The organism is Erythrobacter alti (assembly GCF_037996805.1).
GTDB classification, from domain to species: domain Bacteria; phylum Pseudomonadota; class Alphaproteobacteria; order Sphingomonadales; family Sphingomonadaceae; genus Alteraurantiacibacter; species Alteraurantiacibacter alti.
Genome location: NZ_JBBNAX010000009.1, coordinates 148,140 through 159,190, shown reverse-complemented (window position 1 = coordinate 159,190; position 11,051 = coordinate 148,140). Strand labels below are relative to the sequence as shown.

The window sequence follows — 11,051 nt, the reverse complement described above, 5'->3', positions numbered from 1 at the left end:
GAGGCATAACCGTCCGCACCCGGGCTATCCACGCCGAACCCGTCATCGTCGCTCAGCACATTGCCGCCAACGCTCGCTCCCTCGCCAACGCTGTTCTCGTTCGCCGTCGCACTCGGAACATCGTCGATGATGTCGATATCGAGCGAATTGGTATCGGTCGAACCGTCCGTATCGGTCGCCACAACAGCGAAGCTGTCGGTGACTTTGTCTTCGCCCGAGAGCAGGTGATCGTCAGTATTAGCCGATAGGACGAATTCGTAGCTAACCGTAGCGGCGACGACATCGCCTTGTGCGTCCATGGTGGTCGAAACGCCGATGATCGTAAGCGTTCCGTAGTCGCCCACGATGGTGACCGGATAGGTAACGCCCGCGCCGAATATAGAAGTGCCATCGATGGAAAGCGTGGCGAGGCCGTCAACACTCGTGACTCCGAAAGTCCCCGATTGGGTTAGTGCGGAATTGTCTGGGGAACTGCCATCTGGCAAATCGTCCTCATCGACAGTCTGTTCTGCGCCTTGCAGGCTGAAACCTGTCATGACAACCGGATCGTCTGCGCCATTGATGGTGAGCGTTACCGTCGTCGTGCTTGTGTCGCCGTCGCCGTCGGTCAGCGTGTAGGTGAATACATCTGTCAGCGTATCATCGGCATCAAGGCCCTGCACCAGCGGATCGCTATTGTTGAGCGAGTAGATGTAGGAGCCATCCGCAAGGATTGTGATCGACCCGTATGTTCCGGCGACAGACCCGCCGACGTCCCCCGATACCGGGCCTGCGCTCGTGCCTGCGACAACGCCGGTGACAACGGCGCCATCAGCACCCTGCACATCGGCAACGCCATCGGTGGCATTGGCATCGGGGATCGCAATATCGACGCCCGTGATTACATTGCCGCTGGCGATGGTCGGGCCATCTTCAGTGACGGAATCCGAGTCCGGTTTGGCAGCGGGAACATCGTCGATGATCGCGATCTCAAGGATGTCAGTGCTGAAATCACCGTCCTGGTCGGTGACGACGACGGAGAAAGCATCCGCTGTCGTATCGCCATTGGTGTTCGTAGTCAGCTCGTAAGTGTAGCCAATTTCGCCATTTGCAACGGAATCAATAGTCAGCGTTCCAAAGACGCCATTTACCGTTTGTCCTACGGTCGTAATCACGATGCCGTTGATCGTCACGATGGCAGGACCATCGGGAGCGGTAAACGTGAAGGAACCGGAGGTAAATTCACCATCGGTCGCGGCGGCTGACCCCGGGAACGGGCCGTCGAGGCCCGCTTCATCGACAATCGTGCCGTCTTCACCTTGTGTCGGAAGATCGAGCGTGGTTGGGGAATCTGCGATCGAGATCACCAGATCGGCATTGGCCTGGTCCCCGTCACCATCGGTTATGACGTAATTGAATGTGTCAATAACGCCGCCTGGCGTGCCGGCATCGCGCATGTAACTGAAAGTTCCGTCAGCCGCGATAGTGAGCGTGCCATAGGTCCCCTGAACGACCGTGCCAGCACTGCCGCTGCCGCCCGTGCCTGAATAGCTGGTTACGGTCGCGCCATCTGCACCCTGGGTGTCGTTGGCCAGCACCGAACCGCCGACCGGGCCATATTCGCCTGCGGTCAATCCGGCTGCGTCATCCTCGGCGCTTGGTGAGTCATCGACAATCGCGATCACCAGCGAAGTGCTGGCTGTGTCGCCATCGCTGTCCGTAACCACGAGGGCGAACGTGTCGCTATCGGGGTCGCTCAGCGTGTTGTCCGTCAACGTGTAGCTGTAGCTGTAGGCTCCGCCAACGACCGAGATTTCCAGCACGCCCTTGGCTGTAACAACCGTGCCGCCCCCGGTGACATCCTGGCCGTTGACCGTCAGCGATCCGAGCGTGTCGCCGCCAGTCGTGATCGCTATCGAACCCGAAGCGATTTCGCTGTCACTGGCAGCATTGGAGCCTTCAGGCTCTCCGGCGCGTGCAGGCAGGCCGGACTCATTTACATCGTCGTCACCTTCGACATCGATTGTGGGTTCGGAATCATCGGCGAGGGTTATCGTTACTGTCGCAGTGGCGACATCTCCGTCACCATCGGTGATGCTGTAGTCGAAGGAAACCTGTCCCTCTTCGCCCGGCGCGGGCGTGTAGGTGAAAGTGCCATCGCCATTGTAGGTGACTGATCCGCCGCCCTGGAGCGATCCATCGACGAAGGCTATCTGGTCGAGCGCAACGCCGTCAGCGCCCGCCGTATCATTGGCGAACACATCTACCGTGATAGGTGCGTTCTCATCCGTGCCCGCCATGCCGGAATCATCGAGAGCGATGGGCGCATCATCGACAATAGTGATCGTCAGCGTGTCGCTGGCGGTATCTCCGTCCAGATCGGTCACCGAAATCTCGAAGCTGACCGACGTATCATCGCCGCCGGTATTGTCTGCGAGCGTGTAGACGTAGGTTATCGAGCCGTCGCCGCTGACCGGGTCATAGGTGAATGCCGTAATTACCAGCGTGCCGGTGGCATCCGAGATGATCGTCTGCGGCAAATTGTTCGGGTCGATGGGAATGCCATTGATGCTGACATTGTCGAGGCCGTCGACCGAATTGAACGTGACTGTTGCACTGGTCGTCTCGCTCGGATCACTGTTATTTGCAGGATCATTGTCTGCAATCTCGCCTGTTCCCGCCGTTTCGTCATTACGCACCGGCAGTCCGGCTTCGTTGACGACAGTTCCCTCTCCCGTTTCAGGAATGAAAGTGATCAGCGTGGGACCGTCAGCGATTTCGATTGTCAGGACCGCGCTGGACGTGCTGCCGTCCTGGTCGACGATGGAGTAGTTGAATGTCTCCTCGACGCCTCCTGGTGTATTTACGTCGCGGACGTAGGAGTAGGTGCCATCGGCATCGAGTGTCAGCGTGCCATATTCCCCCTGCAGCGTGCCGCCCGGATTGGCGTTACCGCTGGCATTGGAGAAACCTGTGACACCGCCTTCAGTCGGGTAGTCATCCGCACCCGAAACGTCATTATCGAGCACATTCCCGGTGATCGGCTCGTGATTGCCGACCGGATCCACGCCCACATCGTCAGAAGCAATCGGCCCGTCGTCGACAACGCGGATTTGCAATGTCGCGCTTGCTCGGTCACCATCGGTGTCAATCACGGTGGCTTCGAAAAACCCGTCGAATTCCTCGGCCAGCGTATTGTCTTGCAACGTATAGCTGAAACCGATTTCACCGGTCGCAAGATTGATGCTCGTGATCGTCAAAGTGCCGACAGGCGAGACAAAAGTCTGGCCAATGGAGGTGATCTCCACGCCATTGATCAGGATAGCCGAAAGGCCGTCGGGCGAGGAAAATACGATCGTTCCGCTCGTAGTCTCGCCATTCCCGGCTGCATTGGTTCCTTCAGGTTCGGAAGGGTTGGCACGTGCAGGTAGCCCTTCTTCGAGGACCGTCGCAATCGCGTTGGAAACGCCTACCGGGTTGTCCGGCGTTTCGATGACGATTTGGGGATCTTCATCGTCGATGAGATCAGGGATGATTTCCTCTTCGACGCGCGCTGTCTGCGGAAGCTCGGTATAGGGAAGCAAGTCACCGAGATCGAAAGCGGACTGGATCGCGCCGGGGTCGGTTGCGAAATTTCCGCCAGAACTTGGTGTCAGGCCGGCTTCGGGTTCGGGTTCATTGCCGACAAGCAATGCGGCGACGTTGGCGGGCGGAATGGGTGTACCGTCCACAACAAGCTGTGGCACAATGATCGCGCCATCGGGGACGACGATACGGGTGCCATCTGCAAGGATAATGACCAGATCGCGGCCATCGAAATCCAGACTGTCGATGGTCTGCCCTGACGGCAGAACGACGGTGTTGTCCGATCCAGCTGGAATGACCTGGGCTGCCTGCATGGGCGCCTGCGCCGATGCTGATTTGGTGGGCCCCTTTGTTGCAGCTGTTTCGCCAACGCCTTCGGCGTCCATCATGCTGCTGTCAAAGCCGTCTAGTTCTTCGCTCATGTTACCCCCCGGTGTGCGGTCGAAGACTCCCCAAAGCCTCCAGAACCACGAATGCACGTTAAGGGTCGCTCAATTTCGAGAGACCTCTTCGCAAGCAGAACACAACAGGAATCAAATATGGTTTCAAGCTTGTTAAGCATTTGATTTGAATCATGTCATTCGTGATTTAATGGAGCGCGGCCAGAAGAAACTTCGGTAACGTAGTGATTCCCAATCATAATTCGGCAAAGCTCGATGTCACTTCAGGGGAACCACTGAGGACGGCGGCATCGGTCCTGTGTCACGAAGGCACAGGTGGTAAATCAAATCTTCGTGAATATCGGCGCCCCTCACATCGCTTTTTCAATCCCGCGAGACGCGAGTCGCGAGATCGGGTTACCCCCTCAAAACTCTCGAATTTCTTCAAAATCGACGCGCCCGATTGCCGAGTTTGCTTTGACAGTGTTGAAGCACTGTCACATGCTGGCCCGGCATGAACATGCGTAGGCGAGCTGATCCAAAGGGGGGAATCAGTGCAGTTATTCATCGTGAGTCTGATCACGACTGGCCTGGTGGTGGTCAGCTTTGCCATACATTACATCGCCTTGCGATGGTGCGCCAATGTCGTGAAGCGCGGTGTTGTCTTTGTGAAAAACAGGCCGATGCTTTTCGTTCTGGCCATCGTTTTCATCGCCCACCTTGCCGAAGTGATGCTGTTCGCATTCGCATTTTACCTGATGCACTGGAACACCGACCTTGGCAGCATTGCCGGCTCGGGCGCGATAGACAGCGAAAACTTCGTCGATTATTTCTATTTTTCTATAACCACTTATACCACGCTGGGAGTGGGTGACCTGATACCGACGGGGGCCGTACGGATCGTGACAGGGGTCGAGGCGCTTGTTGGACTGGTGCTCATCGCCTGGACCGCATCCTTCAGTTACCTGATGATGGAAAATCTCTGGACCGCAGAAAGGGAAGCGCCGTGAAGCCGGTGCGGCCGCAACAACCGGCGTGTCACTTGTCGCTAGCGGTAACCGGACATCGCCATAGCAACGCGGTTCTCGAAGCCAATCTGACGGAAGTGGAAGCGGTACTCTCCGACCTGTTCGACCACATCGACGCGAGAATGAATGCATCGCCGCATGTGCTGGGCGAAGTTCGGCTCCACAACCTGCTTGCCGAAGGTGTCGACCAGATTACTGCCCGCTCTGCGCTTGAACGCGGATGGCTGCTCGTCGCGCCGCTTCCATTCGGCAGCGATCTGAACTGTGCCATCAACGCCATGCCCACGACCGCGAGCGACGCACGGGCGCTGGCGCAGGGTGGCGAAGCGCAGGACGCCGACGTGCAGGCGCGTGCCACTGCTTTGAAGGAGCTGGTTGGAAAAGCACGTGTTTTCCAGCTTGCCGAACAGGACGCGCTGATCGAACAGCTCTATCTTGCCGCGCTCGAGAAGCCGACCGATTTTGCTCGCCAGAGGGCATTCGAAGCGCAATCCAATGATCGGGTGGGCATGGCCGGTCAGATCATGATCGAGCGCGCCGACCTGCTGATCGCAGTATGGGACGGGAAAGTCTCGAACCTGAGGGGAGGAACCGGACACACGGTGATCGCCGCTCTGGAATGCGCTTGCCCGGTCCTGCTTATCGATCCTGCAAATCCGGAATCCTGGACAATTCTCACACGGCCCGAAGACGTGCTGACAAGGCCAGGCAATGATATTGCCGCACTCGATGCCATAATCGACCGCTCGATCAATATCGTGCCCGAAGGTGCCCGGCTGCCGATTGATGCCGAGCAGTGGCACGGTAACAAGAGCCGCATCTGGGGTCTGTATCGGTGGCTCGAGAAAACCTTCTCAGGCAGTGCGCGGCCCGCTGCTGCTGCAGACATCACAAGTGCTGAACCCGGCAGGCCAGTCAGCGAAGCAGCGCGCGATTTGCCGGTTGTCGATGCCGCTCAACTGGAGGCGATCGAACATGTCATAGAGCCGCAATTCGAGTGGACCGATGGCATTTCGAGCTGGCTTTCCGATGCTTACCGCAGCGGAATGTGCCTGAACTTCATCCTCGCCGCCTTCGCCGTGATAATCGGCGCCGCTTACCTCCCGCTCGAGCTTGCAGCGCAGAAGTGGATCTTTGCCAGTATCGAACTCCTCCTGCTGCTGTTGATCGTCGCCATCACGCTGATTGGGAAGCGTTATGACTGGCACGGACGCTGGTTTGAAACCCGCCGGGTTGCCGAATATCTGCGTCACGGCCCCATCATGATCCTGCTCGGAGTAATCCGGCCTGCGGGCAGATGGCCGCGCAGCGAGGGTAGCGACTGGCCCGAGAATTATGGACGCCACAGTTTGCGCAGCACCGGCCTGCCCGAGATCACCCTGAGCCAGGCTTATCTTCGTGAAGCTGCGCGGACTCTCCTGCTTTCTCATGTGCGTGACCAGCAGGACTATCACACAAGCAAGGCCAGGCGCTTGCTGGAAGTGGATCACCGGCTCGACAAACTTGCCGAAACGCTCTTCATTCTGGCGATCATATCGGTCTCGATTTACCTGGCTCTGAAGCTTGGTGCGACGGTTGACGTGCTACCTTACGCATGGCCGACAGCGGTTTCGCTCACGCTTACCTTTTTGGGTATCGCCTTGCCCACTTCAGGGGCGAGTATCGCGGGCATCCGCTTCTTCTGCGACTTCGAACGCTTTTCCGCCATTTCGCAGGTCACGGCAGGCAAGCTGTCCGACATCGGTGACCGGATCAGCCTCCTGCTAGATGGGCCGGATGATGCGATAAGCTATCGGACGCTGCGCGAAGTGACGCACGGCGTCGATGCCATCGTGGTGGAGGAACTCGAAAGCTGGCAGGCCGTGTTCAGCGGCAAGCATATCTCCCTTCCGGCATGACGATGGCTGCGCCCTGCACGATTACATGGCATATTGGCCGCAGTATCGATTGGATGGGCACAATCTGATGACCGCTAACGACGAACCAGAGTCCGGAGACAGCCGCGATACCAGCGTTTTCGTAAGCTATTCGCGCGTCGAGCAGGAACATGCGAAACGCGTCATCGACCTGTTGGACGGGGCCGGGTTCACCGTCTGGTGGGACGGGATGCTCAAGCCTGGCGTAACCTATGTCGAATCTACCGAAGAAGCGCTTGAAAGTGCAGAAGCGGTTGTCGTCCTGTGGTCCGCCACGTCGGTAGGGTCGAACTGGGTTCGCGACGAGGCAATGAGCGGACGCAATCGACACCGCCTGGTTCCGATCTCGCTCGATGGAAGCATAGCGCCGCTCGGGTTTCGCCAGTTCCAGGCGATCGATTTTTCGAACTGGAAGGGCGGTCATGATGATCCTGCCGCCCGGCAATTGGTGCAGGCCGTTGCCGAGATGCATGGCCGTGAGTTCGTTTCGAAAGCACCTGCCCGTACCGCAGGCCCTGCCCGTTTCTCACGCCGCGCAATGCTCATCGCCGGAGGCGGTCTGGCTGCAGTAACGGCGGGCGGATTGGCTTTCTGGAAAAGCGGTCTCTTGGAGCCCGCAACAGCGACCAACAGCATCGCTGTCCTGCCATTCCGCAACCTGAGCGGCGATACCGAGCAGGAATACTTTGCCGCCGGACTGGCAGAGGAATTGCGCGTCATTCTTAGCCTCAACCCGCAATTGCTGGTGGCAGCGGAAACTTCGACCCGCATATATGAAGATAGCGAAGAGGGCCTTGATACGATCGCGGAGCGGCTCGGTGTCGCCTACGTGCTGGAAGGGGCGGTGCGCAGGACAGCCAATCAGGTTCGCGTGACGGCTCGCCTGATAGAAGTCGCCAGCGGGTTCGACGTTTGGTCACAGGTATTCGAGCGCGATTTCGACGCTACGCTAGAATTGCACAGCGACCTTGCAACCAGCGTGGTCGACCAATTGTTCGCATCCGAGGATGTAGGAGGGTCCATAACCGAACGCCCCGGCGGCACCGGGAACAGTGAGGCGCTCGACCACTACATGCTGGGACTTGCACTGTTGCGGCGGGCGGAAAGCGAAGAGATGGACCGCGCAGCCTTGCGCGAATTCGAACGCGCCATCGCTATCGATCCCGGTTACGCCATAGCCCATGCAATTTACGGCTGGGGCCTGATGCTGGTTGCCGCCTCCCACAGTTCGGGCGCCGAGTTGGCCGATTTCCGCCAGCGTGCGGAGGCTGAGGCACGCGAAGCAATCGCATTGGCTCCAAACGCTCCCGAAGGTCACGCAGCACTCGGCTATATCAAGTCAGCTTCGCTCGATCTACGCGCCGCCGAGGAGCCTTATCGCACCAGTTTCGATCTTGGCTTTGGCAATGCCCAGATCCTCGGCGCATTCGCGCAATACAGCTCCAACATCGGCGATTTCGACGCTGCTCGGGACGCGATTGCACGTGCCGAGCGGATCGATCCGCTCAATGCGCAGGTGTTCCGCAACGCCGGGATTATCGAATTTGCCGCACGCAATTTCGACGCTGCGAAAAGCGCAGCGCAGGCCGCCCTCTCGCTCAATCCGGACGTCAGCTCGGCCTGGAGCATTATTGGCGACATCGCGCTGCTGGAAAACGACCTAGAGGAAGCCGGCGAGGCCTATGCGAAGGATACAGCCGACCTGGTGAGGCTCCGGGGGCAAGCGATCGTCGCGGATCGTCTGGAAGGGCGCGAAGCAGGGCAAGCCAAGCTGGACGAACTGATTGCGCGATATGCTGACAACAGCCTCTACCAGCAGGCGCAGGTACTTGCCGCCAGGGGCGACACCGAAGCGGCGCTGACAGCGCTTGAAGCGGGATTGGCGAAGGAGGACCCGGGTCTTATGCGGACCGGAGTAGACCCACTGCTCGATCCGATTCGACAAGAGCCCCGGTTTAGGGCAATCCTTGCGTCCCTCGGCCTTCCAGAGGGCGAGTAGTGGACGATAGACGGGGGAAATTCAGATGAAAAAGATCATTCTTGCAAGCGTCACCGCAGCATTCGCGCTTGGTCTTACGGGTTGTGCTGAAGAAGCTGAAGCGCCGGCGGAAGAAGCGGACGCCTATGAAGCTACCGCTGATGTGGCCGATCCGGCCATGGAAGGCGATGCCATGATGGAAGACGAAGCCATGATGGAGGATGACGGTGATGCCGAAGTCGAAGCCGTCATCAATCCCGATGGCGATGCGGGCGGCCCGATCCCGGCGAATTAATCGCAGATTGCCGATCCAGAGGGATCGCGCGCAGCATTGTCATGCAATCCTGATCAGTCCCTCTGTGGTCGGTTACTCGCGACCATAGCCTATCGAGGGGGGACAGGTGACATGATTGGAAAAGCTCTACTGCCAGTACTGCTGGCCGTTCCTGCAGTTGCGATGACTGCGGGAACGGCGAGCGCGCAGGACGTCGTATACGAGCCTGAGCTGCAAGACTTGCCCGGTGCTGAAAGCGAGGACCGCCGCTTTGATGATTTGATCGCCGAACTCCACCCGGATGAGGACGAACAATTCCGCCTTTTCTACACCGGGCTGACAAGCGACCGGCGGGTTGCCTTGCTCGAATTTTCAGAGCGGCTTGACGTAGGCCATCGCGGTATTCTGGCGGCGAACTTGCTTTCGGAAAGTCGCGAAGCGCAAAACGCCTTCCTCGATTTCGTCGGCTACCTCGGCCACGATGCGCGCGAGTTGCTCGTCTCGGGCGCGGTAAAGAGCAACCATCGCCAATGGCCAACGCTGATCCGGTACACACGTGATGCACCACATAGCGAAGTGGCTTGGTCGCTGTTCGTTTCACATGCGAATCCAGGCTGTCCTGTACCGGCATATCCCGGAGTATCCGAATGGGCCGAAGACCCTGCCCCAAACCCGTTGATCGGATCACCCGATTTTGATTCTGCACAGCCAGCTGCGTTGCAGGACGATCTGGATCGCCGAGGCGCAACCGACTCTTGGGAAGGAGAGCCGCCACCCTGCTCCCAGGCAACCTTTGACTTTATGCGCCAGTGGAACACGCCGACTCGCCGGGTTATCAGGGGCCAGGATGTCGTACGCGGAGATGCTCCATGGCAGGCGCAGATCATCCGTTCCGCGACAGGGTTGAGCGAACATAACACCGCGCTACGCCGCCGCAGTGAGATCGAACATTCCGGCCGACATTTCCCCGACTGGGAAAACCAGCACATATGTGGCGGCGTCTATCTCGGCAACCGCTGGGTACTGACTGCCGCGCACTGCTTTACCGATGGCGCCGAGGACCGCTTCGGTGAGTTGATGCGTGTGAGGCTTGCCATCACCGATGCGTCTGCAAGCAGTCAGGCATACGAGGTTTCCGCTGTCGTCATGCACGGCCAATACAGTGGGCATAGCAATGATTATCGCCACGATATTGCGCTGGTGCAATTGGCAGCTCCCGTTCGCGACGGCAGGGTGCGAACCGCTATCCCGGCAACACGCACCAATCGCGAAAACGACGGAGCAGGCCCGTTCGAATTGACCGGTTGGGGACTGACCAGCCCGACCGCCAACACCGCCACATTGCGCGATCTGCGAGGGCGCCCGCAGCGTTATTCGCGCATCCTGCAGCGCGGTGAGCTTTTCGTTCGCAATTATCGCACCTGCGGCAACACCGGGCAATGGAGCGGTAGAACGATCTGGCCGGGGCAGCTATGTGCTGGCTCCGATGCAGGTGTTGATGGGTGCCGCGGAGACAGCGGCGGCCCGCTGGTCCGCAACACCCCTGCCGGACGCGAGCTTATCGGGATTGTGTCCCATGGACCGGGTTGCGGATTGCGCGACACCGCCAAGATTTTCGTCGACGTCGGCTATTACCGCCACTGGATCAGCCAGGCGATGGACGCAGCCCGGTCAGGACGCGTGGTCCGACTGCGCTGCAGCGTCGGTAATACATCGCGATGTTAGGCGCGCTCGTATGTCTGTAGCCCTGCTGATTTTGCGAGTGGCATGGGGCGGGATTTACAAACCCCCGGCAAGAGCGCAAACCATGTCCGATCAGGGGACTCACGCCGCCGGTTTAGGAGCCGGATTGGCCCAGCGGATCTTCGCAAGTCTGCAAGTGCAGAAGCTCCGCGCCAGCCAATAACGGGC

General features: G+C 59.0%; 6 protein-coding genes. 5 read left to right on the top strand and 1 reads right to left on the bottom strand.

What is annotated here, in order from left to right; all coding sequences use genetic code 11:
* Nucleotides 1-3,986: beta strand repeat-containing protein (locus tag AAC850_RS12535; protein WP_340589135.1), on the bottom strand; the 3,986-nt coding region annotated here is incomplete at its 3' end.
* Between the two features lie 512 nt (nucleotides 3,987-4,498).
* On the opposite strand from AAC850_RS12535, the gene AAC850_RS12530 reads away from it, so the two are divergent.
* The 5 genes from AAC850_RS12530 to AAC850_RS12510 all read left to right on the top strand — a co-directional run bounded on the left by AAC850_RS12530 (nucleotide 4,499) and on the right by AAC850_RS12510 (nucleotide 10,865).
* Nucleotides 4,499-4,954: an ion channel gene (locus AAC850_RS12530; RefSeq protein ID WP_340589133.1), complete on the top strand. Its 456-nt coding sequence runs from the start codon at nucleotides 4,499-4,501 to the stop codon at nucleotides 4,952-4,954.
* A gap of 32 nt (nucleotides 4,955-4,986) precedes the next feature.
* Nucleotides 4,987-6,870 (top strand): hypothetical protein, encoded by a 1,884-nt coding sequence (locus tag AAC850_RS12525; protein ID WP_340589132.1) that lies wholly within the window; start codon nucleotides 4,987-4,989, stop codon nucleotides 6,868-6,870.
* Between the two features lie 67 nt (nucleotides 6,871-6,937).
* Nucleotides 6,938-8,887, top strand: a complete 1,950-nt coding sequence (locus AAC850_RS12520; protein WP_340589131.1) for a TIR domain-containing protein — start codon at nucleotides 6,938-6,940, stop codon at nucleotides 8,885-8,887.
* A 25-nt stretch (nucleotides 8,888-8,912) separates the two neighbouring features.
* Entirely contained in the window at nucleotides 8,913-9,161 is a 249-nt protein-coding gene (locus tag AAC850_RS12515) for a hypothetical protein (RefSeq protein ID WP_340589129.1), read from the top strand.
* Nucleotides 9,162-9,272: 111 nt separating this feature from the next.
* Nucleotides 9,273-10,865: a serine protease gene (locus AAC850_RS12510; protein WP_340589128.1), complete on the top strand. Its 1,593-nt coding sequence runs from the start codon at nucleotides 9,273-9,275 to the stop codon at nucleotides 10,863-10,865.
* Nucleotides 10,866-11,051 lie beyond the last annotated feature (186 nt).

Bases quoted from the DNA above. Each gene is read 5' to 3' on its own strand.
- AAC850_RS12520 (WP_340589131.1), top strand. From the start codon at position 6,938: ATGACCGCTAACGACGAACCAGAGTCCGGAGACAGCCGCGATACCAGC.
- AAC850_RS12510 (WP_340589128.1), top strand. From the start codon at position 9,273: ATGATTGGAAAAGCTCTACTGCCAGTACTGCTGGCCGTTCCTGCAGTT.
- AAC850_RS12515 (WP_340589129.1), top strand. From the start codon at position 8,913: ATGAAAAAGATCATTCTTGCAAGCGTCACCGCAGCATTCGCGCTTGGT.